Annotated in this window: 28 protein-coding genes; 24 read left to right on the top strand and 4 right to left on the bottom strand. The window is 58.9% G+C overall.

Features of this window, described 5'->3' with window-relative positions; all coding sequences use genetic code 11:
• The first annotated feature begins 100 nt into the window (after positions 1 to 100).
• The 14 genes from ACYCZJ_RS00385 (at position 101) to ACYCZJ_RS00320 (ending at position 10,803) form a co-directional block, all read left to right on the top strand.
• Complete coding sequence (locus ACYCZJ_RS00385) at positions 101 to 1,168, top strand: hypothetical protein (protein ID WP_461552240.1); 1,068 nt, start codon at positions 101 to 103, stop codon at positions 1,166 to 1,168.
• Positions 1,169 to 1,507, top strand: a complete 339-nt coding sequence (locus ACYCZJ_RS00380; protein WP_461552239.1) for a thioredoxin family protein — start codon at positions 1,169 to 1,171, stop codon at positions 1,505 to 1,507.
• Positions 1,507 to 2,049 carry a 1,6-anhydro-N-acetylmuramyl-L-alanine amidase AmpD gene (gene ampD, locus ACYCZJ_RS00375; RefSeq protein WP_461552466.1) on the top strand — a complete coding sequence of 181 codons (543 nt, stop codon included), beginning with the start codon at positions 1,507 to 1,509 and terminating at the stop codon, positions 2,047 to 2,049. Before ACYCZJ_RS00380 ends, ampD begins: the two co-directional genes overlap by 1 nt.
• Positions 2,050 to 2,136: 87 nt before the next feature.
• Positions 2,137 to 2,334 (top strand): hemin uptake protein HemP, encoded by a 198-nt coding sequence (gene hemP, locus ACYCZJ_RS00370; RefSeq protein WP_461552238.1) that lies wholly within the window; start codon positions 2,137 to 2,139, stop codon positions 2,332 to 2,334.
• 17 nt (positions 2,335 to 2,351) lie between these two features.
• Positions 2,352 to 2,576 carry a bacterioferritin-associated ferredoxin gene (locus ACYCZJ_RS00365; RefSeq protein WP_461552237.1) on the top strand — a complete coding sequence of 75 codons (225 nt, stop codon included), beginning with the start codon at positions 2,352 to 2,354 and terminating at the stop codon, positions 2,574 to 2,576.
• 10 nt (positions 2,577 to 2,586) lie between these two features.
• Positions 2,587 to 3,051 carry a bacterioferritin gene (bfr, locus tag ACYCZJ_RS00360; protein WP_461552236.1) on the top strand — a complete coding sequence of 155 codons (465 nt, stop codon included), beginning with the start codon at positions 2,587 to 2,589 and terminating at the stop codon, positions 3,049 to 3,051.
• Positions 3,052 to 3,150: 99 nt separating this feature from the next.
• Positions 3,151 to 4,050, top strand: a complete 900-nt coding sequence (locus ACYCZJ_RS00355; RefSeq protein WP_461552235.1) for a DUF6662 family protein — start codon at positions 3,151 to 3,153, stop codon at positions 4,048 to 4,050.
• A 9-nt stretch (positions 4,051 to 4,059) separates the two neighbouring features.
• Positions 4,060 to 4,605, top strand: a complete 546-nt coding sequence (locus ACYCZJ_RS00350) for an FMN-binding protein (RefSeq protein WP_461552234.1) — start codon at positions 4,060 to 4,062, stop codon at positions 4,603 to 4,605.
• Positions 4,602 to 5,591 carry an FAD:protein FMN transferase gene (locus ACYCZJ_RS00345; RefSeq protein ID WP_461552233.1) on the top strand — a complete coding sequence of 330 codons (990 nt, stop codon included), beginning with the start codon at positions 4,602 to 4,604 and terminating at the stop codon, positions 5,589 to 5,591. Before ACYCZJ_RS00350 ends, ACYCZJ_RS00345 begins: the two co-directional genes overlap by 4 nt.
• A complete protein-coding gene (locus ACYCZJ_RS00340; protein WP_461552232.1) occupies positions 5,563 to 6,213 on the top strand; it encodes a hypothetical protein in 651 nt (216 codons plus the stop codon). Before ACYCZJ_RS00345 ends, ACYCZJ_RS00340 begins: the two co-directional genes overlap by 29 nt.
• Positions 6,143 to 7,420, top strand: a complete 1,278-nt coding sequence (locus ACYCZJ_RS00335; protein ID WP_461552231.1) for a hypothetical protein — start codon at positions 6,143 to 6,145, stop codon at positions 7,418 to 7,420. Before ACYCZJ_RS00340 ends, ACYCZJ_RS00335 begins: the two co-directional genes overlap by 71 nt.
• A 109-nt stretch (positions 7,421 to 7,529) precedes the next feature.
• On the top strand, positions 7,530 to 7,985 hold the full coding sequence (locus ACYCZJ_RS00330) for a ferritin-like domain-containing protein (protein ID WP_461552230.1): 456 nt from the start codon (positions 7,530 to 7,532) through the stop codon (positions 7,983 to 7,985).
• Positions 7,986 to 7,991: 6 nt separating this feature from the next.
• Positions 7,992 to 8,609 (top strand): cation transporter, encoded by a 618-nt coding sequence (locus ACYCZJ_RS00325; protein ID WP_461552229.1) that lies wholly within the window; start codon positions 7,992 to 7,994, stop codon positions 8,607 to 8,609.
• A 217-nt stretch (positions 8,610 to 8,826) separates the two neighbouring features.
• Complete coding sequence (locus tag ACYCZJ_RS00320; RefSeq protein WP_461552228.1) at positions 8,827 to 10,803, top strand: putative bifunctional diguanylate cyclase/phosphodiesterase; 1,977 nt, start codon at positions 8,827 to 8,829, stop codon at positions 10,801 to 10,803.
• A 139-nt stretch (positions 10,804 to 10,942) separates the two neighbouring features.
• Here the strand turns inward: ACYCZJ_RS00320 and metE are convergent, their stop codons facing one another.
• Positions 10,943 to 13,258, bottom strand: a complete 2,316-nt coding sequence (gene metE / locus ACYCZJ_RS00315) for a 5-methyltetrahydropteroyltriglutamate--homocysteine S-methyltransferase (protein ID WP_461552227.1) — start codon at positions 13,256 to 13,258, stop codon at positions 10,943 to 10,945.
• Between the two features lie 99 nt (positions 13,259 to 13,357).
• Here metE and ACYCZJ_RS00310 point away from each other — a divergent pair, with 99 nt between their 5' ends.
• Positions 13,358 to 14,272 carry a LysR family transcriptional regulator gene (locus ACYCZJ_RS00310; RefSeq protein WP_461552226.1) on the top strand — a complete coding sequence of 305 codons (915 nt, stop codon included), beginning with the start codon at positions 13,358 to 13,360 and terminating at the stop codon, positions 14,270 to 14,272.
• A 17-nt stretch (positions 14,273 to 14,289) separates the two neighbouring features.
• Here ACYCZJ_RS00310 and ACYCZJ_RS00305 read toward each other — a convergent pair whose 3' ends face one another.
• Both ACYCZJ_RS00305 and leuA read right to left on the bottom strand, forming a co-directional pair.
• Positions 14,290 to 14,604: a VOC family protein gene (locus tag ACYCZJ_RS00305; protein ID WP_461552225.1), complete on the bottom strand. Its 315-nt coding sequence runs from the start codon at positions 14,602 to 14,604 to the stop codon at positions 14,290 to 14,292.
• Complete coding sequence (gene leuA, locus ACYCZJ_RS00300) at positions 14,601 to 16,421, bottom strand: 2-isopropylmalate synthase (protein WP_461552224.1); 1,821 nt, start codon at positions 16,419 to 16,421, stop codon at positions 14,601 to 14,603. Before leuA ends, ACYCZJ_RS00305 begins: the two co-directional genes overlap by 4 nt.
• A gap of 66 nt (positions 16,422 to 16,487) precedes the next feature.
• On the opposite strand from leuA, the gene ACYCZJ_RS00295 reads away from it, so the two are divergent.
• The 3 genes from ACYCZJ_RS00295 to ACYCZJ_RS00285 all read left to right on the top strand — a co-directional run bounded on the left by ACYCZJ_RS00295 (position 16,488) and on the right by ACYCZJ_RS00285 (position 18,672).
• On the top strand, positions 16,488 to 16,958 hold the full coding sequence (locus ACYCZJ_RS00295) for an Lrp/AsnC family transcriptional regulator (RefSeq protein WP_461552223.1): 471 nt from the start codon (positions 16,488 to 16,490) through the stop codon (positions 16,956 to 16,958).
• A 79-nt stretch (positions 16,959 to 17,037) separates the two neighbouring features.
• A complete protein-coding gene (locus tag ACYCZJ_RS00290) occupies positions 17,038 to 17,382 on the top strand; it encodes a VOC family protein (RefSeq protein ID WP_461552222.1) in 345 nt (114 codons plus the stop codon).
• 522 nt (positions 17,383 to 17,904) lie between these two features.
• Complete coding sequence (locus tag ACYCZJ_RS00285) at positions 17,905 to 18,672, top strand: PEP-CTERM sorting domain-containing protein (protein WP_461552221.1); 768 nt, start codon at positions 17,905 to 17,907, stop codon at positions 18,670 to 18,672.
• 437 nt (positions 18,673 to 19,109) lie between these two features.
• Here ACYCZJ_RS00285 and purU read toward each other — a convergent pair whose 3' ends face one another.
• On the bottom strand, positions 19,110 to 19,970 hold the full coding sequence (gene purU / locus ACYCZJ_RS00280) for a formyltetrahydrofolate deformylase (protein WP_461552220.1): 861 nt from the start codon (positions 19,968 to 19,970) through the stop codon (positions 19,110 to 19,112).
• Positions 19,971 to 20,234: 264 nt separating this feature from the next.
• Between purU and ACYCZJ_RS00275 the strand changes: the two genes are divergently transcribed.
• The 6 genes from ACYCZJ_RS00275 to ACYCZJ_RS00250 form a co-directional block, all read left to right on the top strand.
• The gene (locus ACYCZJ_RS00275) at positions 20,235 to 23,111 is read left to right on the top strand and encodes a ribonucleoside-diphosphate reductase subunit alpha (protein WP_461552219.1); all 2,877 of its coding nucleotides are present in this window, start codon (positions 20,235 to 20,237) and stop codon (positions 23,109 to 23,111) included.
• Positions 23,112 to 23,284: 173 nt separating this feature from the next.
• Positions 23,285 to 24,400 (top strand): ribonucleotide-diphosphate reductase subunit beta, encoded by a 1,116-nt coding sequence (locus ACYCZJ_RS00270; protein ID WP_461552218.1) that lies wholly within the window; start codon positions 23,285 to 23,287, stop codon positions 24,398 to 24,400.
• Positions 24,401 to 24,571: 171 nt separating this feature from the next.
• Positions 24,572 to 24,847, top strand: a complete 276-nt coding sequence (locus tag ACYCZJ_RS00265) for a type II toxin-antitoxin system HicA family toxin (RefSeq protein ID WP_461552217.1) — start codon at positions 24,572 to 24,574, stop codon at positions 24,845 to 24,847.
• Complete coding sequence (locus ACYCZJ_RS00260; protein ID WP_461552216.1) at positions 24,834 to 25,292, top strand: type II toxin-antitoxin system HicB family antitoxin; 459 nt, start codon at positions 24,834 to 24,836, stop codon at positions 25,290 to 25,292. Before ACYCZJ_RS00265 ends, ACYCZJ_RS00260 begins: the two co-directional genes overlap by 14 nt.
• Positions 25,282 to 25,626: a hypothetical protein gene (locus tag ACYCZJ_RS00255; protein ID WP_461552215.1), complete on the top strand. Its 345-nt coding sequence runs from the start codon at positions 25,282 to 25,284 to the stop codon at positions 25,624 to 25,626. Before ACYCZJ_RS00260 ends, ACYCZJ_RS00255 begins: the two co-directional genes overlap by 11 nt.
• Positions 25,627 to 25,678: 52 nt before the next feature.
• The coding region (locus tag ACYCZJ_RS00250) for a hypothetical protein (protein ID WP_461552214.1) at positions 25,679 to 25,874 on the top strand (196 nt) is incomplete at its 3' end.

The raw sequence follows: 25,874 nt of genomic DNA, 5'->3' as shown, positions 1-25,874 counted from the left end.
AATAATCCAGGACAGCAAAAAATGAGATATTAACAGGCTTGCGGCGGTAAAGCCTTATCCCGTAAAGTTGGCCTCTTTTGAGCACGAACGGATTATTTTGATGGGTTTGCTGGATTTACTCGGTTTTAACAAATTGCCGGCGGGCCTGGCGGGCAGCACACTGGTGATCGCGGATGGGGCCACGCTGGCACGCGCAGGCGGATTTCTTGATGCATTACAGGTCCGGTTTGGTAACGTCGCCCTGGCACTGCCCAACACGACTGACTACGCCGGCAATTTACCTTGTCTGGTGCTTCCCGCAGCAGCCGATCAAGTGCGATCCAGACTGGAAAAAATTCGTCCACAGCGCTTGATCCTGCTCGGACTGGATGGCAGTCGTGCTGGTCTGGTGCAGGCGGCAGATTGCCCGGCGTGGTGGATTAATGCCCGCGATGCCCAGGCTACGCAAGCAGGCTGCCGGATGGTGACAGTTTCTCACGATGGCATGGCGGTGCCGGGTGCGCTGATTACCGGCGATCCCCTCGCCGGTGTCGAACAGTTACCGAAAATCGTCATGGATACAGGGCTATGCGAACGCCTGAAGGAACAACGAGAAGGAGGGCGTTGGGTAGGCTACTTCGCAGGTACGGGTGAGGATGAAGAAGACCTCGCATATGCCATTTTCAGTCGCCTGATGCGCCACAAGATGGGCCTGATGATCCTGGCGCCGCGTGATCTGGCACGTTGCGAGCCGGTATATCGGGAGTCGATCAAATACCGTCTGCAGACCATACGACATGCGCGCCTGTCCACCTCTTTCATACCGATCAAGACACGGGTTTACTATGTCGAAGATACACACCCGCTGGGAGCACTGTATGCCTGTGTGGATTTCGTGGTCGTTGGCGCAACGCTGCATTCCCATGCCCGCCATGCGCCTGATATTGCCTCCCCCATCCTGCATGGCAAGCCGGTGATTGTCGGGCCGGCGCATCGCGATCAGCCACTGCTGGCCGCCGCCCTGGAAGCTGGGGTAGTCCTTGCGGGTGATGATAATGAACAGATTTTTGCCCACGCCAGAACCTTGATCGACGATCCGGTATACAGTCAGCAGCTTGCTGCGCAGGCCAAAGTCTGGCTGGAAACCCAGGCCGGTGCATTGGAACGGGTTGTCGAGTTGATTGAATAAATGAATCTGCTTGAGCTTACCGAATTCGATTTTTATCCGCGCCTTGCCCGGAGTAATGGGGTAAGTCTGGTGATGTTTAGCGGTCCGGATTGCGGCAGTTGCCGGCGTCTGGAAAAATTATTGCCCCAGCTTGTGGCCGGACAGGTAGCCCATTTGTACAAGGTAGATGTGCAGACAAGCACCGCGCTGGCGCGGGAGTACGAGGTATTTCATCTGCCCAGCTTGTTCCTGTTTGTGGACGGACGGTTTCATGCACCGCTGCATGCCGAGCCGGTGGCAGAGAAATTCGGCATTGCGATCGATTTGGCGTTGGATCAGTCCGCGCACGAGGAGCCATGATGAAGCTGCAATCAAATGGTGTGGTCTCCGGGGTGCGTTTCATCGCCTCCCCCAACTGCGATTGGCGCGTCAATCCTGCCGATATCCGCTTATTGGTGGTGCACAATATTTCGCTGCCACCGGGTGAATTCGGCGGTGACGGCGTCATCGCACTCTTCACCCACAGCCTTGATCCGGCCGCGCATCCTTACTATGCCCGTATTCATTCATTGCGCGTATCTGCGCATTTTTTCATCCGCCGTGACGGGGAGATCATCCAGTTTGTCCCCAGTGTCAAACGCGCCTGGCATGCCGGGGCATCTAGCTGGCGCGGCTGGGAGAAATGCAATGATTTCTCCGTGGGTGTAGAACTGGAGGGGGATGACAATACACCTTTTACCGATGCCCAGTATGTCCAGCTTGACGCGCTCATTGCGCTCTTCAAAACCGCCTGTCCCGGTATCGAAATTGCGGGGCATTCCGACATTGCACCGGGGCGCAAGACGGACCCCGGCCCCGGTTTTGAGTGGCACCGGCTGACCAACGGCCCCGCTTACAAATAAGAATCGTTCTCAAAATTACTTGCGTATGCCGGCAATATATGCGATATTGCGAATCATTCTTATTAACAATATTGATGCGAATTAATCATGAAGCAGAATCAATCTGTCCCAGCCCGGGAAGACTCGGCCACCGGTCTTGCCAGACGTTATCTGGTTGTCGATCGGACGCTGCCGCTACGTAGCGAATCCCTGTTCACGCAGAACAATGAGGTGCTCATCAAGCATCAGGGCGAGCACTATCGTCTGCGCCGTACCCGCAATGGCAAACTGATTCTGACCAAATAGGCAAAAGGGCATTCACCATGTATATCTGTATATGCAAGGCTGTGACCGACAGCGCAATCCGCGAGGCTGTATGCCAGGGTGCCTGCCGGATGCGGGATCTGAAAGAAGGGCTGGGCGTGAGCGCGCAATGCGGTAAATGTGCCTGCCACGCCAAAGCCGTGCTGGAAGAAGCCTTATCGAAACAGAGCGTGATGCAATCCATTCCACTTGAACCCGGCCGTCTGTACGAGGCAACTGCCTGAGGAGGCAAACATGAAAGGTAATGCAGACATCATCCAGTGGTTGAACCGCCAGTTGCAGCACGAGCTGACCGCCATCAACCAGTATTTCCTGCATGCGCGCATGTACAAGAACTGGGGCTTCGGCAGCCTCGGCAAGCACGAGTACGAAGAATCCATCGAGGAAATGAAGCACGCCGACATGCTGATCGAGCGCATTCTGTTTCTGGAGGGCTTGCCCAACCTGCAGGAGCTCGGCAAGCTCATGATCGGCGAGAAAATCGAGGAATGCATTGCCTGTGATCTCAAGCTGGAACTGGGCTCGCGCGAAACGCTGGTGGCGGCGATTGCCGCCTGCGAGAGCGCGCAGGATTACGTCTCGCGGGAATTGTTCGAACATATTCTGGAAGACACCGAAGAGCACATCGACTGGCTGGAAACCCAGCTCGATGTGATGCAGAAAGTCGGCATCCAGAACTGGCTGCAAAGCCAGATGTAAGTTATTGGCGCTGGCGATGGTCGCCAGCGCAGTTTCGCCAGCCAGCCCGATCCCGGGCAAGCCAGCCAGATTTTTAATTGTCTTGCCAGGGGATCTACCATGAAAAATTTAATGACCACAGGGTTGGGTGGCGCGGCTGCGCTGTGTTTATTTTCTGGAGCGGTGCTTGCCGATGAAAGCCTGTTCGGCTATCTCAGGGGCGCGGAGACGCTGCCCAAGGGCGCTACGGAGCTGGTGCAGACGGTGACGCGGCGCTGGGACAAGGGCGCCGGCAGCTATACCGCGTATGACAGCAAGACCGAGCTTGAGCACGGCGTAACCGACCGGTTCACCGGCGCGGTTTATCTGCTCGGGCAGTCAGTCAATACCCAGGGCTTGCTGATCGACGGTTACATCCCCAGGGATGAAAACTCGGGACTCAGGCTGTCGGGTATGGAGGTGTCGGCCAAATATAATTTTCTGAGCCCGGCCAAGGATGATTTCGGCCTGGCGGCTTATGTGTCCGGCGCTTACAGCACGCTGGATCCGTATTCCGGGCAGAAAAAAGACAAATACACGGTCGAGACCTGGCTACTGGCGCAAAAGAACTTCCTTGACGATCAACTCGTCTGGGTGGGCAATCTGGGCCTGGAAGCCACCTATGCCAAGCGCAAGCCGATCGATGGGCTGCCGGCCGGCTTCGACTGGCCCACCGGGCCGGAAATGGAAATCGGCGTCCTGGCGGGAACCGGCGTCTCGTATCGCATCGCGCCCAGGTGGTTCATCGGTGCGGAGGCGCTGTACGACACTGAATTTGAAACCGAAGTGGGGCAGGAACGCTGGTCGGTACAGGCCGGACCGAATATTCACTACGGCGACAAAAACTGGTGGTTTACCTTGAGCTGGCTACCCCAGTTGCGCGGCGGCGGGGAGAAATTTGTCGCGCAGAACGACACCAGTCTGCACCTGATAGAAAAGACCAAACAGGAAGTCCGCGTCAAGCTTGGTTTCAATTTTTAAGGAATGAGCATGAGCAATCTCGACCGCTGGCTGATGATCCCGGCGCTGATTCTGCCCGCCGCTGCGTCTGCCCCTGCATTTGCGGTGCAGTATCTGAGCGTGGAGCAGGCGCAGAAGGTATTGTTTCCCGGCGCCGACCAGTTTGAGGCCAGACCCGTCACGCTCAGCGCCGCCCAGCGCAGTGCGGTCGAATCCGCCTCGGGTGTGCGCGTGCGCTCGGTGGAGGTCAACGCCTGGCACGCCAAACAGGGCGGCAAGGCAACAGGCTGGTTCATGCTGGATGAAGTCTACGGCAAGCACGAATTCATTACCTACGCGGTGGCCGTCGGTCTGGATGGCGCGGTGAAGGGTGTGGAAATCCTCGATTACCGCGAAACCCACGGCGGCGAGGTGAAAAATCCGAAATGGCGTGCCCAGTTCACCGGCAAGAAGGCCGACGATACGCTGAAGCTGGATGAGGACATCAAGAATATCAGCGGCGCCACGCTGTCGTGCAAACATCTGACCGACGGGGTCAAGCGGCTGCTGGCGACCTATGAGGCGGCATTGAAGTGAATGCCCCGGTTGAAGCAGCCCTGCTGCAACCGCAGCCCGGCGTCGAACATCTGCGCGCGCGGCCGCTGCTCGGCACCCTGGTGGAAATCGCTGCAACCGGCGCGAACGCTGAGCGGGTACAGGCCGGGATCGAGCGTGCTTTCCAGGCGGTGGAAATGGTGCACACGCTGATGAGTTACCACGCTGCGGATTCCGACGTGTCGCGCATCAATCGCTACGCATTCGAGCGCCCGGTGCCGGTGTATGGACACACCTGGCGGGTGCTGGCGGCGGCCCGGGAAATGGCTGAAGCGAGTAACGGCCTGTTCGACATCAGCATTGCACCGGCGCTGACGCAACTGGGATTTCTGCCGCGTCACGCCGATTTTCCGCGCGTTTCCGGCCAGGGCAACTGGCGCCATGTGGTGTTGCTGCCGGACAACCGGGTGCGCCTGATGCGGCGTCTGCGCATCGATTTATCCGGCATTGCCAAGGGCTATGCAGTCGATCTGGCCATTAAGGCGCTGGGGGATTCAGGCATGAGCGCAGGGCGGGTCAACGCCGGCGGCGATTTGCGCCTGTTCGGCGCCACCGCGCAGACCCTGCATGTACGCCACCCGGGCGCGCCCACCAGCATCGTGCCGCTGGTTGAATTGCGTGCAGGCGCCGCCGCCAGCTCAGCCGGTTACTACACCCAGCGCCGCCATCGCGGGCGCATGATCACGCCGCTGATTCACCCGCACACGCGCGCAGCCTGCGGTGTGGAACGCAGCGTCACCGTATTGGCGCAAGACTGCATGAGCGCCGATGCGCTGACCAAGGTCGTGCACGCCGACCCCGCCCAGGCAGGGGCTGTGCTGGCACGCTTCAACGCGCGTGCACTGATGCTGGAACACGACCCGGTGAGCGGCGGCTGCCGCCTCTTCGATAGCGCCGCAACTGGCCAGTCCGGCTGGCGCGCGCGCTGGGGTATCGCCAATGACAGCGAACAGGTACGCCATGTATAACTTGCCGTTGCCGATCCGCTTTGCCAAGCCGCACAAGCGCGTGTTGTATGGCGTGTTCGCGCTGTTGTGGTTGTCCGGCGCGCTGTGGCTGGGGTTTCATTATTTTCTGCGCGTGCCGGGTGAATTCGGTGCAACGGCGCACCCATTGGAAATCTGGTGGCTGCGCCTGCATGGGCTGATGGGGTTCGCCATACTCGTTGTTGTTGGCTCCGTACTCCCTGTCCACACCCGCCGCGCCTGGCATTTGCACAAAAACCGCAGTACCGGTTTTTTAATGCAAAGCGTATTGCTGTGGCTGTCACTGACCGGCTATGCGCTGTATTACTTCGCCACCGATGCCAACGCCGCCTGGCTGCCCCTGCTGCACTGGGTGGCCGGGCTGGCGTTGCCGTTGATGCTGGTGCTGCACATCCAGCGTGGCCGCGCCCGCTCGAAAACTGTTTTTAAACCCGTATCTGCTCTGGATACCCATCTCAACCCGCCAGCCAGCCACACGCCTTTCAGCGTCGCCAGCCAGCCGAACACCGCTTGCTCTGCCGAAAGGAAAAACCATGTATCACCCCAAACTGAAACCGGCGCTTCTGGCGACGCTGATCACGCTCTCGTTCAGCGTCCACGCTGAGTCGTCCACCAGCACCCTGGAACAAAAACTCGATCAGCTGCAGCAGGAAATGACGGCGCTCAAGCAGCAGCTGGCCGACGAAAAAGCCGCGCGTGAAAAGCAGGTCGACAACGCCGTCAAGGTCGCAGTTGCCAGTGCCGCGCCGGCGCGTGCGGATGACACCAGCATTGGTGGCTATGGTGAAGCCGTGTATAACAATTATCGCGACGGATCGGTCAAGGATCAAGCCGACCTGCGGCGTTTCGTGCTGTTCTTCGGCCACCGCTTCAACGACAGGCTGCGCCTGTATTCCGAGCTGGAAGTCGAACACGCGCTGGTGGAATCCGGGCAGGGCGAACTGGCCATGGAACAGGCCTATCTGGAATACGGGCTGACCCCTTCCACCAACCTGCGCGCCGGCCTGATGCTGATGCCGCTGGGCTTTCTGAACGAAACTCACGAACCCCCCACTTTCTATGGGGTCGAGCGTAACGAAGTGGAATCGCGCATTATTCCTTCCACCTGGCGCGAGCTGGGGTTTGGTTTGCAGGGCCGCGTTCTGGATGATGCGCTGGAATACAATGCGGGTATCGCCACCAGTCTGGATGCCAGCAAGTACTCCAGCGCGGGCAGCGGCGTGCGCGGCATGCGCTCGGAGGGCTTCAAGGCGGCCGCCAACGACCTCGCGCTGTATGCGGGCCTCAACTACCGCCAGCCCGGCTGGAGTATCGGTACCGGCCTGTTCAGCGGCAATACCGCCCAGAATGGCGTAGGCGATACGTCCAGCTCATTCCTGGCAGGCAAGGATGCGCGCATGACCCTGTGGGATATCCACGGCAAATACAGCGTGGGCGACCTCGAGCTGCAGGCGCTGTATGCGCGCGGCACGCTGGGGGATACCCTGGCCATCAACACTGCCGCGGGCATTGCGCCCGGCTCCGGCAATGCCGCGCCCAAGTCCTTCTATGGCTGGTACGGCCAGGCGGCCTACCATGTATGGAAAAAGGGTGACATGCGCTTGAGTCCGTTTGTGCGCTACGAGCGCTACAATACCCAGGACAGCGTGGATGCGGGCTATACGGCCAATCCGCTGAATGACGAGACGGTGGTGACTGCCGGCGCCAACTTCAACCTGAGCCGTGAAGTGGTGCTGAAAGCCGACTGGCAGAACTACAAGACCGACAACAAGAAAGACCGCTTCAACCTGGGTGTGGGCTATATGTTCTAAAGTATAAGGTGAAGTCCGGGAAGCCCGCCTCCGTTTTTCTGGGTGCAGGCATGGCCAATCAGGGCTTCCCGTCCCGCCGGGTGACCGGCGTTTCACCAAGGAGAAAATCATGCAAACCCAGGACAAGCAGCAAGCCATTGCACTGTTGAACCGCATCATGGAACTGGAGCTCGCCGGCGTGGTGCGCTACACCCATTACGCGCTGATGATCTACGGCTATAACCGCATCCCGATTGTGAGCTGGCTGACCGAACAGGGCGATGAAGGCCTGCTGCACGCGCGCCGCGCGGGTGAGCTGATCACCCATTTCGGCGGCCATCCCTCGCTGGGTATCGGCCCGCTGCTGGAGACCCACCAGCACGACATCGGCGCCATCCTGCGCGAATCGCTGGAACATGAGCAGGCCGCGCTGGCCACTTACTACGAGTTGCTCGAACTGGCGCAGGGAAAATCGGTATTGCTGGAGGAATACGCGCGCGAACTCATCGCTGCGGAGGAGTTGCATGCCGGAGAAGTCAACAAGATGCTGCGCAAGCCCGGCGATATTGCCGAATTTGACGGTTAATTTGCCATGGGATGCTGCGAAGACAGCGCCTGTGCGGTTGGTCAGCTCCAGGCGCGCCAGTCGCGCACGCTGAAGTGGGTGTTGGCGATCAACAGCGTCATGTTCGGCGTCGAGTTCGGCGCCGGACTGGCGGCCGGTTCCGTTGCGCTGATGGCGGATTCCCTCGACATGCTGGGCGATGCACTGGTGTATGCACTGAGCCTGTATGCGGTGACGCGCGGACTGCGCTGGAAGGCGGGCGCTGCACTGGCCAAGGGCCTGGTGATGGCGGGTTTCGGCTTGTTCGTGCTGGGGCAGGTGGCTTATCGGATGTTCAATGCTGTTCCACCCGAGGCCGCCACCATGGGCGCGGTGGGTTTGCTGGCGCTGGCCGCCAACCTGGTGTGCCTGCGTCTGCTCACCCGGCACCGCGACGAGGACATCAATATGCGCTCGGTGTGGTTGTGCTCGCGCAACGACATCGTCGCGAATGTCTCCGTATTGGCAGCAGCCGGACTGGTAGCCGTTGTTCATCAACCCTGGCCGGACTGGGTGGTGGGCCTGGGTATCGCCGCCTTGTTTCTGCACTCGGCACGGCGGGTGCTGGGGCAGTCCTGGCGCGAGTTCAGGCCCTCTCTGAATTAAGCATCCATGCCTGTTGTTTTGTTTTCTGAATGAGTTCCAGGCTATTTTATGGGCGGTGCTGCGCATTACTTCACATTAAGGGATACTGCGTGAGAGTTCTGTACGGTGATGCACACCAGGAAGTGCGGGACCGGCCGCCCCGGTGAATACGCAATCCGCAGTGTTCACCCGTATACCCAGCGACAAGCATAAACAGGCATTAGGGAGGAACGTATCGATGATCGCGAGAAGACCTGATCTATCCCTCGGTGCCAGCTTAAAAATCGGCTTCACCCTCCTCTTGCTTCTGCTGATCGGCTTGACCGTGACCGGGCTCGTGGCAATGACGTCGATCAATCAAAGCATGGAGCGGGTCGTCAAGGAAAACAACGTCAAAATCGATCTGGCGCATGACATGCGGTATGCTCTGAGCAATCGGGCGATCATCATGCATTCGATGCCCGAGATAACCGATGCCTTCGACCAGCAGGATGCATTCGATCGTTTCAATCAGGACGCCGCCATCTTCATCAAGGCGCGTAACCAGATCATGAAATTGAAACTGAACGCGGCAGAGGAGAATATCCTTGCGAGCATACGGCAGATCACGATCAAGACCCAGCCGCTTGTGGTCCATGCGATAAGTCAGGCCATGAATGGCGAGAACGCCGAGGCGCGCACGCTCATCGCGGACCAAATCGTTCCGCTGCAGCAACAACTTTCCTTCCGCATCGACGAACTGGTTGAGCTACAGAAACAGGAGGCCGCGCTGGCCGCCCAGAAGATGGCGGATACTTACGCGAATACGCGCCTGCTGCTGCTCCTGTTCGGCGGCGGGGCAGCGCTCCTGGGCCTGCTTATCGCCGTGGTCGTGATCCGTCATACGAGCCGGCAGGCAGCCCAGCTGCAGCATCAGGCCATGTACGACAGCCTGACCAAACTGCCGAACCGGGTGCTGTTTGCTGACCGCTTGCAGCAGGCGATCCTGATCGGGCGGCGCGAAAAACAGCCGTTCGCGCTGATCGCCATGGACCTCGACCGCTTCAAGGAAATCAACGATACCTTGGGCCATCATGCCGGCGACCAGGTATTGCAGCATGTGGCGGCTTGCATACGGAACTGCCTGCGCGAATCCGATACCGTAGCGCGTATGGGGGGAGACGAGTTCGCCATTCTGCTCGCGCCCGTCAGCGATCTCGACGGCGCCTTGGCCACAGCCAGGAAAATCCTGAAGGCGCTCGAGAAACCGGCTTATATCGCGGGACAACAGATCGAGATCGGCGCCAGCTTTGGCATAGCTCTATTCCCGGAGCATGGGGAAGATGCCGAGGGCCTGATGCGCGAAGCCGATACCGCGATGTATCTGGCCAAGCAGGCACATAGCGGTTATCAGGTGTACAGCAAGGACACGAGTCAGGAGACGGATGACCACCTGGCGTTGCAGGGCGAGTTGCGCCATGCCATCGCCCACAACGAACTGGTGCTGCACTTTCAGCCCAAGATAGATTTTTCGTCCGGCCGCATCAGCGGCGTGGAAGCGCTGGTACGCTGGCAACATCCGCAACATGGCCTGCTGGCGCCGGACCATTTTATTCCGATGGCGGAACAGACCGGCCTGATCAAACCGCTGACCTGCCATGTGCTGCGCAGCGCGTTGCGCCAATGCGAGGAATGGCAACGCGCCGGACTGGACTTGTCGATGTCGGTCAACATTTCCGCCATCAATATCCAGGATCCGGAATTCCCCGAGCAGGTCGCCAAATTATTAAAGGAATTCACCGTGCCGCCTGCGCGCCTGGAGCTGGATGTGGCCGAGACCGCGCTGATGTCCGAACCGGTGCGCGCCATGGATTGCATCAAGAAACTCAGCGCCCTGGGCCTGCAAATCGCGATCGATGATTTTGGTACCGGCTATGCCTCCCTGTCCTATCTGAAGGAAATGCTGGTCGCCAAGATCAAGATCGATAAATCCTTTGTGAAGAACATGGTGGTCAACCACAACGATGCCGTGATCGTACGTTCCACCGTCGAGCTGGGCCACAATCTGGGTCTGAAGGTCGTGGCCGAGGGCGTTGAGAGCCAGGCGGTCTGGGATAGCCTGAAAGCACTGGGTTGCGATGACGCGCAAGGCTATCATATGGGCCGCCCATTGCCGGCGGACGAATTTTCCGAATGGCTGCGGCAATCGCCCTGGGGGCTTAAGGCGAGCAAATGAAACGAGGTGGAATTCAGGCCCGCTCCTTTATTTTCGATTCTCGGGTAACTCCATAGGTTGAGGACCGGAACACTTGCGGGGCTGAATTGGCCACGTTGCGCGTCACGATGGTCTGCCGTGCAGACGCCCCGGCATGGGGCTAAACCGCAGCGCGCATTTGCCGCGCGGCTTGCACCATATTCGCCAGCGCCGCTTCGGTCTCCGGCCAGGCGCGGGTTTTCAGGCCGCAATCGGGGTTGACCCAGAGGTTTTCCGGGGGCACCACTTCAGCGGCTTTTTTCAGCAGGCGCGACATTTCTTCGGTGGACGGCACGCGCGGGCTGTGGATGTCATACACGCCGGGGCCGATTTCGTTGGGGTATTTGAATTCGCCGAAGCCGCGCAGCAGTTCCATGTCGGAGCGCGAGGTCTCGATGGTGATGACGTCGGCATCCAGTGCGGCGATGGCGGGCAGGATGTCGTTGAACTCGGAATAGCACATGTGGGTGTGGATCTGCGTCTCGTCATGCACGCCCGAGGCGGAGATGCGGAATGCGCGCCCGGCCCAGTCCAGGTACGCCGGCCAGTCGCCGCGGCGCAGCGGCAGGCCTTCGCGGATGGCCGGTTCGTCGATCTGGATAATGCCGATGCCAGCGGTTTCCAGGTCGACCACTTCATCGCGGATCGCCAGCGCGATTTGCAGGGCGGTGTCGCTGCGCGGCTGGTCGTCACGCACGAACGACCATTGCAGGATGGTGACCGGGCCGGTGAGCATGCCCTTCATCGGCAGGCTGGTCAGACTCTGCGCGTAGGCGGTCCATTCCACGGTCATCGGCGTGGGGCGCGACACGTCGCCGTAAATCACTGGCGGCTTCACGCAGCGTGAACCATAGCTCTGTACCCAGCCGTTCCGGGTGAAGGCAAAGCCGGCCAGCTGCTCGCCGAAATATTCCACCATGTCGTTGCGCTCGGCCTCGCCGTGCACCAGCACGTCCAGCCCGAGGCTGACCTGCTTGTCCACTGCCAGTTTGATTTCACGCTGCATCGCTGCGGTGTATTCCGCTGCGGTTAACTCGCCGCGCTTGAAGGCGGCGCGCGCAGCGCGGATTTCCCCGGTCTGCGGAAAAGAACCGATGGTGGTGGTGGGGAAGGCGGGCAGCTTGAAGCGTGCGCGCTGTTTGGCCTGGCGCACCTTGAACGGCGTGGCGCGCCGGTCGGCATCGTGCGGCAACGCAGCCAGGCGTGCAGCCACCGCCGGGTTGTGCACGCGCGGGCTGGCGCGGCGCGTGGCGGCGGCAGCGCGGGACGCGGCAAACGCCGCTGTAGCCGGGTCGATACCCAGCTCCAGCGCGTTTTTCAGTGCCGCCAGCTCGTCCAGTTTCTGCACCGCAAACGCCAGCCAGCTGCGCAGTTCGGCATCAAGCTTGTCTTCGCCTGCCAGATCCACCGGTACGTGCTGCAAGGAGCATGACGGCGCCAGCCACAGGCGCTCGCCCAGTTTGGCGTGGGCGGTCTGGATAAACGCCAGGGTCTGGTCCAGATCGGCACGCCAGATGTTGCGGCCGTCGATGGCGCCCAGCGACAGCACCTTGTAGTGCGGCAGGCGATCAAGCACGGTAGTCAACTGGTGCGGCGCGCGCACCGCATCGATATGCAGGCCAGCCACCGGCAGCGTGCAGGCCAGCACGGCGTTGTCGCCGAGCGCACCGAAATAGGTGGCGAGCAGGATTTTTACCCCGGCGGCGTTGAGCCGGTTATAGGCGGGTTCGAATGCCAATTTCCAGGGCAGCGGCAAGTCCAGGCACAGGATGGGCTCGTCCAGCTGTACCCATTCCACACCCAGAGTTTTCAGACGCAGCAGGATTTCACCGTACACCGACAGCAGTTTGTCGAGCAGCGCCAGGCGCTCGAAGCCGGCAGATTTTTCCTTGCCGAGGAACAGGAAAGTCAGCGGACCGACCAGCGTAACCTTGACCTTGTATCCCAGCGCCTGCGCTTCAGACACTTCGCTGAACAGGCGTTCCGACGCCAGCCTGAAAATCGTATCCGCAGTGAATTCCGGCACCAGATAGTGGTAATTGGTATCGAACCACTTGGTCATTTCCAGCGCCCAGGTGCCCTGGTCGCCGGCTTCGGCATGGCCGCCGCAGCAGGATTTGGCTTCGCTCGCCACGCCACGCGCCTGGGTGAAATAACGCGCCAGCTCGGTTTCCTGCCCGCTAAAGCCGAAGCGCGCCGGTTCGCAGCCCAGCATTTGGATGTGATTGAGCACCTGGTCGTAGTAGGCGAAATCCCCCACGGCAACGAAGTCCAGTCCGGCATCGGCTTGCAGCTGCCAGTGGCGCGCGCGCAGCTCGCGCCCGGTGGTTTCCAATGTGTCGGCATCAATCTCGCCGCGCCAGAATTTCTCCAGCGCGAATTTCAGTTCGCGATTTTTGCCGATGCGGGGAAAGCCCAGGGTATGGATGGTAGTCATGATGGTCGGTCCGAATTTGGAAGTGTGATGCATGATGCGACAAGATGATTTATGATACAAACGAGTAATTTTCCTGTTTTGTATGAATTAAATTAATACATGCTCACACTCAAACATCTGCGCGTGATCGAGGTGCTCAATGAAACCGGCAGCCTGACCCGTGCCGCTACCCGGCTACACCTGACCCAGTCGGCGTTGTCGCACCAGCTTGTCGCGCTGGAGAGCCACTACGGGGTCACGCTGTTCGAGCGCAGCCGGCCATTGCGCGCCACCCCCGCCGGAGTGCGCTTGTTGCAACTGGCGCAGGAGGTACTGCCGAAAATGGAGGGCGCGCGGCGCGATCTGGCGCGACTGGCGGAAGACAAACAGCCGGGGCGCCTGCGCATCGCAGTGGAATGCCACACCTGTTACGACTGGCTGATGCCGGGCATGGACGCCTACCGCGCGCACTGGCCGGAGGTGGAAATGGATCTGGTGGGCGGATTTCACACCGACCCGCTGGCGTTGCTGGCGGAGGACAAGGCCGATCTGGTGATCGTGTCGGAAACGCCGCATCACAAGGGCGTGCTTTTCAGCCCCCTGTTCCGTTACGAGATGCTGGCGTTGATGGCGGCTGGCCATCCGCTGTCGGCCAAGGCGTATTTAACCGCGAAGGATTTCGCGCACGACCCGCTGGTGACTTATCCGGCGCCGGACCGTCTGCTCGATGTCGTGCGGCGCGTTTTAAAACCGGCTGGCGTGGTGCCGGAACGGCGCCTGGCCGAACTCACCATTGCCATCGTGCAGCTGGTGGCCAGCCGCAAGGGACTGGCGGCATTGCCCGCCTGGGCGGTGCAGCCATATCTTGAGCGCGGTTACGTGGTGGCGCGCCCGATCACCAGGAAAGGCTTGTGGAGCGGGCTCTACACGGCCTCGCGCAACAGCGATGCGACGCGGGCGTTCCATCGGGATTTCGTCGATACCCTGCGTGAGCAGGCATTCATGACGTTGCCGGGGATAGAGCCGCTCGCGTAGCGGCTGGTGTGCGTGGCTCAGTTTGTCACGGGCACACCATACGTTTCCACGATGCCCTTGTCCTGATCCAGCGCCGAGAATTGCTCCCACTCGATCCCATTGACATCGACCGTTCTGGAGAACCCCCGCGCCGTATCGTCCTCAAAGCCGATATGCCGCAATTCGCCAGTGCGCTCCGGCATTTCGTTGATGGAGAAGTTGAGCAGATCGGTACGCCACATTGCATATTTACCGGCAACCACGGCGTTGGGCTGCTGGCCCAGGCGCATGCTGTAATCCGCAATGGAGGCCTGAAGATTATGCACAGCAAGGGAGATATGGAAGCGTTTCATCCGATGACCTTTCTTATTTCAGCACTATGTCGAAAGCAACTCAGCACGGCTTTGAGCGACGCGCTGACGGTGTCGTGGTCGAACGCGGCGCCGGCCACGCGCTGACCATCGATGTTGAGCTGGACGTAGGCGACGGCTTCGGCATCGGTGCCGCTGCCGATGGCGTGCTCACTGTAATCCACCACGCTGATGTGTTGTCCGCTGTGGCGCATCCAGCCCTGGATGAAGGCGGACAGGGCGCCTTCTCCGTGTCCCTGGATTAGCTGTATCTGCCCGTTGGCCATGACTTGCGCCGCGAGCGTGTCAAGGCCGTTCGCGCGATCCAGGCGATAGCCTTTCAGGCTGGCGTGCGCGGCATTCACAAAGGTCTGCATGAACAATTCATGGATGCGGGCGCTGCCCACTTCGCCGCCGTCGGCTTCGCTGGTGCGCTGCACCGTCTGCGCCAGTTCCACTTGCATCCAGCGTGGCAGACTGAGGCCGTAATCGCGTTCCATCACAAACGCCACGCCGCCCTTGCCGGACTGGCTGTTGACGCGGATCACCGCCTGATAGTCGCGTCCGATGTCGAGCGGGTCGATGGGCAGATAAGCGACTTGCCAGGGCTCGCCGGCCTGCTGGCGTTGCAGGCATTTGCGGATGGCATCCTGATGGCTGCCGGAGAACGCGGTGTACACCAGTTCGCCGACCCACGGATGGCGCGGATGTACCGGCAGCGCGGTGCACTCGGTGGCGACCTGAATGATCTCGTCGGGGTTGGACAGGTCGAGTCCGGGATCGATGCCCTGGCTGTACAGATTCATCGCCATGGTGACGATGTCCATGTTGCCGGTGCGCTCGCCGTTGCCGAGCAGGGTACCCTCGATGCGATCGGCGCCGGCCAGCACGCCCAGCTCGGCCGCCGCCACCGCGCAGCCGCGATCGTTGTGGGTATGCAGCGAGAGAATGATGCTGTTGCGGCGGCTGATGTGGGTGGCAAAATATTCCACCTGGTCGGCGAACAGATTCGGCGTGCTGCTCTCCACGGTGGACGGCAGGTTGATGATGCACGGCTGCGCGGGCGTGGGTTGCCACACGTCCAGCACCGCCTCGCAGATTTCCACCGCGTAATCCATTTCGGTGTTGGAAAAGCTCTCCGGCGAATACTGGAACGTCCATGCGGTGGCCGGGTATTTCTGCGCTTCGCGCCTGACCCACTCGGCACCCTGGCGCGCAATCGCAATGACGCCGTCGCGATCCAGCCCGAACACGCGCTCGCGCTGCGCCGGCGAGGTGGAATTGTAAACGTGGACAATCGCGCGTTTTGCCCCTTTGAGGGCTTCGAAGGTGCGCACGATCAGGGCCTCACGCGCCTGCACCAGGACCTGGATGGTGACGTCATCGGGAATCGCGTGCGCTTCGATCAGCCAGCGCACAAAGTCGAAATCGGGCTGGCTGGCCGCCGGAAAGCCGACTTCGATTTCCTTGAAGCCGAGCTTGACCAGGAGTGCCCACATGCGTTGCTTTTGCACCACGTTCATCGGCTCCAGCAGCGCCTGGTTGCCGTCGCGCAAATCCACGCTGCACCAGCGCGGCGCGGCGGCAATGGTGCGGCTCGGCCACTGGCGGGTGGGTATCTGCGGTCCTGCGACGGGGCGGTATTTGCGATGATCGAAAGCGTGCATGGTGTTCTCCTGGTCATGGTGCGGGCTCGTTTCGCTGCGCTTGTGGCGCTGCGTGCTGCAATGTGTCCACGGGTAAGCAGACAGGAAAAATATTAAGCCAAAGCGCTTGGCATGTGCTTGCGTTGTATGGCAGTTATTCGGTTTATATGGCAATATAATTGCTGTTTAATTATTTAAATGGTTAATATATTGTTGTGTTAACGCGTAAAGGGCAATGTAATGGAACTTGACCGCTATGACCGCAAGCTGCTGACGGTCTTGCAGCAGGATGGCCGCATCAGCAATCAGGATCTGGCCGAGCGTATCGGCTTGTCGCCCTCGCCGTGCCTGCGGCGGGTGCGCGCGCTTGAGGAATCCGGCCTGATCAGCGGCTACCATGCGCTGCTCGATGCCAAAAAACTCGGGCTGAGTTTGATGGCGCTGATCCACATTTCAATGGATCGCCACACCCCGGAGCGTTTTGCCAATTTCGAGACACAGGTGAGTGCCTTGCCCGAAGTCCTCGAATGTTTGCTGATTACCGGCCAGGACGCTGACTACCAGCTCAAGGTCATCGTGCGCGACATGGACGCCTATCAGGAACTGTTGCTTGAGCGCATTACCCGCATCGAAGGCGTCACCGGCGTGCATTCCAGTTTCGTATTGCGCCGCATCGTGGATAAAACCGCATTGCCGGTTAATATCGTCTGATCCGGCCGCCCGTGCTTGAACCCGGCCCGATGTGTCACCATCTATGAACAAGTGATAAAAGTTAGAAGGGAAGTGCGACATGGATGAAACAACGCAGGCAGCCAGCCCGGAAACGCTGGACAGCATCCATCACCTTGCCATAGAGGTGCAGGACGTGGCGGCGTCAGTGGCCTGGTATCAGGCCCATTTCAAGTGTGCGATCACCTATCAGGATGCCACCTGGGCGTTACTCAAATTCGCCAATACCAGCATGGCGCTGGTCATCCCCGCGCAGCACCCGCCGCATATCGGTTTTGTGGTGGACGACGCGACACGCTTTGGCAACCTGACGACCCACCGCGATGGTACGCGCTCGGTGTATGTGAATGACCCGGATGGCAATGCGCTGGAAATGATGGCGCGGGAGAATACGCGGGTGGGTTGATGGTATTGTGAAATCGGGTGATCGATGTTTTGGGTTGAATGGCTGAGATCGACCCGTTTCTGCCATTGGCGCCAGCGAAGAGCCGAAGTCAGCTCTGTGGCCCATAGCAGGTGGATACTGAAATCAGTTGTGGAGCAGCTGATCGGACTTAACGGACGGTCTCAAGTCTGGAAACCGTGGTCTCCTGTCTCCAGTTTTTGCGCCGCCGCGAACCTCGCATTGGCACAAACCAATCTCACCGGAAAAACCTTCAGAAAAATTTACAGTCCACCGATATTTTCTAACTGTTTGTATTTAAATAAGTAAGTATTTTTTCATGGGTGTTTCTTAAAACTCAACGATACATTGCCCCTACGGCTGTGTCGGTTATTCTTACACTGCCGTTCACTTCGTGGCCGTCTGGTATCCAGAGAAGTCCGCAACCAGCTGATTACATGCAATTATCAATATTTGGATCGATTTATGCTTCGGGATATAAAGTGTAAGCGTAGATGGAATTCTTAATAAGACTTAAAGGAAGAAATGACGATGAAAACTAAATTAGCATTCTGGGCTGGCGCAGTGCTGCTTGCGCTCACTTGCCTGGCAGGAGTTACGAGCGCCAATGCGACGATGCTCGTTGACCGCGGGCTCCCCACTACCAACCTTAACAACATTGCAGGCTCAAACCGCTCCAATGTTGCATGGCTGTTTGGTGGGTCTTCGGCGGACTACTGGATAGTTGGGGACACTTTCACCAACACAGGTTCACAAACATGGGCTATTGACACAATTCGGCTGTGGTCTGTGGGCGCAACCGGCACCGCAGCGCTTTGGGGTGGAATTGACGGATCAACCATTGGCCTCGTGTCCGGCTCAGGCACCATATCGGGCGCTACTTACGCGGATTCAAGCTTGTACCAAGGGTCTTCTGGCAGGTTCATAGACATGCACCAGATTGATTTTGCCGTCAGTATCCTGTTAGCGCCCGGGCAGACTTATGATTTCTTCCATGACGGGACCGGCAATGGTAATTATGTCATTCCTTTTGTTCATGCATCCAATGCGCCATTGAGCGGCTCTCCCCAGGATGGGGCGAATGGCTTGATGCTTTATGCAAACGTCGTTGGTGGGGTCTTTGATCCATTAAGTGTAGGGACTTGGAATTCATTAGGCGATGGCTGGGACAAGCCTTCTGACGTGAATGTGCAGGCATTCGGAACGACCACAGTCCCGGAACCCGCGACCCTCGCGCTTTTCGGCCTCGGCTTGGTCGGACTCGGATTCAGCCGTCGCAGGAAGCAAGTCTAAGTAATTCACAGCATCGTGCATGAGAGACCCCGCTTCGGCGGGGTTTTTGTTTTGTGCGCTTCATGGGCCGTGAGTGCCACCATGCACAGATGGAAGTGACCGTCCGATTTTCGCTGTCATGGAATGCTTTACAGAATGGCCGACTGCGGAAACTCTGATTTTTTGGAAGCGGGCGCTTAACGAGGGTTTTGATTGGCCGCATTTAACGTAAAGCGAACAACTGCAATGGCCGAGTTTCTGTCGATGAGTCACTACCATTGAATGGCGGCTTCTATCAATAGCAGACGCTCATCGGCTGTGATTTTTTACCCCGCCGATGACTCTTTATGGCACAACTGAGACTGTCATCGCCCGGTTCTGCAATAGCGCAACCATGCGCAGTGCCGTGATTTCGAACCAGCTCTGATACTTCGAACTCATCTATTTACCTACCGGCCTCAATCAAACACCACTGTCTTGTTCGCATACAGCAGCACGCGGTTTTCGATGTGCCAGCGCACCGCGCGCGACAGCACGATTTTTTCCAGGTCGGCGCCGCGCCGGATCAGGTCTTCGAGCGAGTCTCGATGCGAGATGCGCGCAACGTCCTGTTCGATGATGGGGCCGTCGTCGAGCACTTCGGTCACGTAATGGCTGGTCGCGCCGATCAGCTTGACGCCGCGCTCGAATGCCCGGTGATAGGGCCGCGCGCCGTGAAACGCCGGCAGGAACGAGTGGTGGATGTTGATGATGCGGCTCGGGTAGTGGCGGATGAAATCCGCCGACAGCACCTGCATGTAGCGCGCCAGCACGATGAAATCGACATGGTGGTGGCGTAGCAGCGCCAGTTGGGTTTTCTCTGCATCCACCTTGTCTTCGGCGCTTACGCTAATGTGCTGAAACGGCACCCGATAGGCTTCCGCCAGCCATTGCGTGTCGAGATGGTTGCTCAGAATCAGCGGGATTTCGCAATTGAGTTCGCCGGCCTGATAGCGGTACAGCAGGTCGGCCAGGCAATGGTCGTAGCGCGATACGAAAATCGCCAGTTTGGGGCGATAGGCCGAGTGCGCCAGCCGCCATTGCATCCGGAAGCGCTCGGCGAGTGGCGCAAATTGCAGCTCGAAATCATTCGGTGCCAGGTCGAATCCGGCCAGTTCCCACTCCACCCGCATCAGGAACAATTTCAGTTCCGCGTCCTGATGCTGGTCGGCGTGCAGGATATTGGCGTTGTGCTGATACAAAAAATCCGCAATGGCGGCAACCAGGCCTTTCTGGTCGGGACAGCTGATCAGCAGGATGGCAGTATTTTTAGTCGTCATGATGAGCCCCTTTTGTGCATCATAGCCAGACTCGACAGTCCCCGGCAATCGGATAGAAAAATTAGTGATGGCGAAGGGGCTTGATTCCAAAGCAATTCCCCGAAAACCAACAAAAAAAGTGCAAATTTGTCCTTGCGATATGCCGTCAGGATTACTACAATTTGTTGCGGTGATACCTGCGACACACTATATATTGTGTGTAACCCTCTGCAGAAGCTGTGTATAACCTGTTCGTAACTAAAACCAATTCCAAGGAGACGCCCCATGCAACTTGCCACTCCCATTTCTTCCGATAGCCCGGTGCGCAAACCTTCTGAAGGTAGCGCTGCGCCTACGCAGCCCGCAGCCTACGGCGACTATAAAATCATTCGGCGCAATGGTGCGGTGGTGAGTTTTGAGCCTTCCAAGATCGCTGTAGCGATGACCAAGGCGTTTATTGCCGTGCACGGCGGCCAGGCTGCGGCCTCGGCGCGCATCCGCGACATGGTCGATGGCCTGACCAATGCCGTGGTGCAGGCGCTGGTACGGCGCCAGCCGCACGGCGGCACTTTCCATATCGAAGACATCCAGGATCAGGTTGAATTATCCCTGATGCGTTCCGGCGAGCACGAAGTGGCGCGCGCCTACGTGCTGTACCGCGAAAAGCGCAATCAGGAACGCGCCGCGCACCGCGCCGAAAACGCGCAACAGCCCACCATGAGCGTCACCGAAGACGGCGTGCGCAAGCCGCTCGACATGGCCGCGCTCAATGCGCTGGTCGCCACCGCCTGCGAAGGCCTGGGTGCCGAAATCAATCCCACCGCGATCCTGAAAACCGTGTTGCGCGACCTGTACGACGGCGTGCCCATGGCCGAGGTCGAAAAAGCCCTGGTGCTGGCGGCGCGCGCCGGCATCGAGCAAGACCCCGGTTATTCGTTTGTCAGCGCGCGGCTGCTGCTCAATTCCATCCGCCACGAAGTGCTGGGGCGTACCGTGCTGCAAGCCGACATGGCCAGCGTGTATGCGGAATATTTCACCGGCTATATCAAGCAGGGCATCGCTGCCGAGCTGCTGGATGTCCGTCTTGCCCAGTATGATCTGGCTCGCCTGAGTCAGGCGCTGGATGCCTCGCGCGACCTCAAATTCGGCTACCTTGGCCTGCAAACCCTGTACGACCGCTACTTCCTGCATATCGAAGAGCGCCGCATCGAACTGCCGCAGGCATTCTTCATGCGCGTGGCGATGGGGCTGGCGCTGAACGAGATCGACCGCGAAGCGCGCGCCATCGAGTTCTATCAGGTGCTGTCCAATTTCGACTTCATGTCCAGCACGCCCACGCTGTTCAACGCCGGTACCCAGCACAGCCAGCTGTCATCGTGCTATCTCACGACAGTGACAGACGACCTCGACGGCATCTATCAGGCGATCAAGGAAAACGCCATGCTGCAGAAGTACGCAGGCGGTCTGGGCAACGACTGGACGCCGGTGCGCGCGCTGGGCAGCCGCATCAAGGGCACCAACGGCAAATCGCAGGGCGTGGTGCCGTTCCTGAAAGTGGTCAACGACACCGCCGTGGCCGTCAACCAGGGCGGCAAGCGCAAGGGCGCGGTGTGCGCCTATCTGGAAACCTGGCACCTCGACATCGAGGAATTCCTCGAGTTGCGCAAGAACACCGGCGACGACCGCCGCCGCACCCACGACATGAACACCGCCAACTGGATTCCCGACCTGTTCATGAAGCGCGTCATGGAAAACGGTGACTGGACCCTGTTCAGCCCGTCCGACGTGCCCGATCTGCACGACAAATACGGCCGCGCGTTCGAAGAGGCCTACACCGCCCATGAAGCCAGAACCGTCAGCGGCGACATCAAGTATTTCAAGCGTGTGCCTGCCACCCAGCTGTGGCGCAAGATGCTGTCCATGCTGTTCGAAACCGGCCATCCGTGGATCACCTTCAAGGACCCGTGCAACATCCGCAGCCCGCAAAACCACGTCGGCGTGGTGCACAGTTCCAATCTGTGCACCGAGATCACGCTGAATACCTCCGACACCGAAATCGCCGTGTGCAACCTCGGTTCGGTCAACCTGGTCGCGCACCTCAAGGACGACGGCCAGGGCGGCAAGACCCTCGACCTGGAAAAAATGCAGCGCACCATCCATACCGCGATGCGCATGCTCGACAACGTCGTCGACGTGAACTTCTACGCGGTCGGCAAGGCGCGCAATTCCAACCTGCAGCATCGTCCGGTCGGGCTGGGCATCATGGGCTTCCAGGATTGCCTGCACGAAATGCGCGTGCCCTACGCCAGCGATACCGCGGTGGAATTCGCCGACCGCTCCATGGAAGCGGTGTGCTACTACGCCTACTGGGCCTCCACCGAGCTGGCCAGCGAACGCGGCCGCTATTCCAGCTTCACCGGCAGCCTGTGGGATCGCGGCATCCTGCCGCAGGATTCGCTCAAGCTGCTGGGCGCGGAACGCGGCGGCTACCTGGAAGTGGACGACTCCAGCACCCTCGACTGGGACGCCCTGCGCGCGCGCATCCAGCAGCACGGCATGCGCAATTCCAACTGCGTGGCGATTGCGCCGACCGCGACCATCGCCAACATCGTCGGCGTGTCGGCCAGCATCGAGCCGACCTACCAGAACATCTACGTGAAATCCAACCTGTCGGGCGAATTCACCATGTCCAACCAGTACCTGGTGAAAGACCTCAAGGCGCTGAAATTGTGGGATGAAGTGATGGTCGGCGACATCAAATACTTCGACGGCTCGCTCGCCCGCATCGACCGCATCCCGGCCGATCTGCGCGCGCTGTATGCCACCGCGTTCGAGATGGAAACCAGCTGGCTGGTGGAAGCCGCCTCGCGCCGCCAGAAGTGGATCGACCAGGCGCAGAGCCTGAACATCTACATGGCTGGCGCATCCGGCAAGAAACTCGACGAAACCTACAAGCTGGCGTGGTTGCGTGGTCTCAAGACCACCTACTACCTGCGTACGCTGGGTGCCACCAGCGCCGAGAAATCCACCGGCAAGGGCGGCGAACTCAACGCGGTGAGCGCGAGCGGGGGCGCCAGCAATCATCAAGGCGCAGCTGCGGAACCGGCCACCGAGGTCAAGTTCTGCGCGATCGATGATCCCACGTGCGAGTCGTGCCAGTAAGCAAAAATGCTGAGCCGCCACAGAGAACACCGAGGGCACGGAGAAATGCCGGATTTCGGGTTTTCGATTTCTCTGTGTTCTCTGTGAACTCTGTGGCTAAAGGTTTTAACACTATCCGCCGCCCGGAACCTGCATTCCCGCGCGGGTCTAACAAATGAAGGAGAGCCATCACCATGCTGAGTTTTGAAGACACCTTTTCCAGCCCTGCACTGCAACCCGTCATGCCCGGCATGAAATCCGCCGCCGCGCCAGTTGAGCAACCTGCCGCCACGCGCCGCGTGCGCGCCGAAGACAAGCGCATCATCAACGGCACCGCCGACGTCAACCAGCTGGTGCCGTTCAAATACAAATGGGCGTGGGACAAATACCTGTCCGGCTGCGCCAACCACTGGATGCCGCAGGAAATCAACATGAGCCGCGACATCGCACAGTGGAAAGACCCCAACGCGCTGACCGAGGACGAGCGCCGCGTGGTCAAGCGCAACCTGGGTTTTTTCGTCACCGCCGACAGCCTCGCCGCGAACAACATCGTGCTCGGCACCTATCGCCACATCACCGCGCCGGAGTGCCGCCAGTACCTGCTGCGCCAGGCGTTCGAAGAAGCCATCCACACCCACGCCTACCAGTACATCGTGGAGTCGCTGGGCCTGGACGAAGGCGAAATCTTCAACGCCTATCACGAGGTGCAAAGCATCCGCGACAAGGACGATTTCCTCATCCCGTTCATCGAGACGCTGACCGACCCCAACTTCACCACCGGCACGCCGGAAAACGACCAGAAACTGCTGAAAAGCCTGATCGTGTTCGCCTGCATCATGGAAGGCCTGTTTTTCTACGTCGGCTTCGCGCAAATCCTCGCGCTGGGCCGCCAGAACAAGATGACCGGCGCCGCCGAGCAGTACCAGTACATCCTGCGCGACGAATCCATGCACTGCAATTTCGGCATCGACCTGATCAACACCATCAAGCTGGAAAATCCGCACCTGTGGACGCCGGAATTCCGCGAGGAAATCCGCGTGCTGATGCAAAAGGGCGTGGAGCTGGAATACCGCTACGCCGAAGACACCATGCCGCGCGGCGTGCTGGGTTTGAACGCCAGCATGTTCAAGGAGTACCTGCGCTTCATCGCCAACCGGCGCTGCCAGCAGATCGGCCTGGACGAGCTGTATCCGAATGCGAGCAATCCGTTCCCGTGGATGAGCGAGATGATCGATTTGAAGAAGGAGAAGAACTTCTTTGAGACGCGGGTGACGGAGTATCAGACGGGTGGGGCGTTGAGCTGGGATTGACCGGCTGAATGGAAAAAAGGCGCAGGGGGACTGCGCCTTTTTTGTTTGTACACCGAGCTACGGAATGAATTACACGAACCTCATTGGATGAGGCACCCTGTCAATAGTAGACACTTCAGTAGGTGCAACTAACCATTAGTTGCTTAAATTGGAACTCTCTGCAATAATCCTATGTCGAAAAAAGATAAGAGAATTAGTAGGCTCTGCGCGATGCCGCCACCCAAGGACTTCTCCTGGATCGAGTTGGTTGCTCTGATGAAAGGGGCTGGGTTCCGGGAGTACTGCGAAGGTGGTTCTCATTACACGTTTGAGCATACGAACGGTTTTTCTTTTGGTATGTCAAAAACACACCCATCTGGAATCTTGAAGCGGTACCAGATCGATTCGGCAAAAGAGGCTTTACGTACTGTTGGCATAATTGGAGAAGATAAAAATGGCTCTGCTTGAGCTGGCACATAATGGATATATTGGATCGATTGAAGTGAGCGTCGAGGATGCTTGCCTACATGGTCGCATTCTGTTCATTGATGATCTGGTAACCTATGAGGGAGAGAGCGTTTCCGAAATTCGGACGGCGTTTCAGGATGCCGTCGACCGCTACTTGCTCCACTGCCAACGTGTCGGCAAGCCTGCCAGCAAACCATACAGTGGCACCTTTAATGTGCGCATTGGTTCTGAATTACATAGTAAGGCAGCCAAAGTGGCTCATCTGAAGAAAATTAAACTGAACGATTTCGTTAAGCAGGCAATTCAGACCGCTATCGATATGGACGGTGTTGTTACGCACCATCACCAGCACGACGTTAACGTTAATTTCCAGGATGAGTCATTGAAAAAACTTGTTGCAAGTGCATCTGGTGAATCAATTTGGGAGAAAGCCAGTGTCCACTGACGATCTGACTGGCGGTTCACAGCCTGTTCCTGTTGAGCCGCCCTTGTCAATGCGCGATTTGACGACCGTTCTGATAAAGCACTACGGGATTCATGAGGGGCGTTATGACCTTCTAGTCGAATTTCAGATCGGTATGGGTGCTGTGGGCCCGGATCCGGCATCTCTTAACCCTGGTGCAATGATCGGGGTTTCGAAGGTTGGTTTGATGCCGGCAAAGGGGAATGGACCAACATCCGTAGATGCTGCGCTCGTCAATCCGACACTGCCTTCGGTAGCTGCAAAATCAAAATCTACAACCGCGCTCAAGAAACCAAGTAAGACGAAATCTTCCTAGCAGGCTGTCGGGCTTGAGTCCCGCAGGCCGCAGGCCAGCCACCGCATGCCGCATGCCGGGGTCTTTCATTAACGGGGAGTTCACAGGAGTTCACAGGAGTTCACAGGAGTTCACAGGAGTTCAGGAGTTCAGGAGTTCAGGAGTTCAGGAGTTCAGGAGTTCAGGAGTTCAGGAGTTCAGGAGTTCAGGAGTTCAGGAGTTCAGGAGTTCAGGAGTTCAGGAGTTCAGGAGTTCAGGAGTTCAGGAGT

The sequence above is a fragment of the Sulfuriferula sp. genome (genome assembly GCF_054605375.1).
This window is presented reverse-complemented; position numbering and strand designations above follow the sequence as displayed.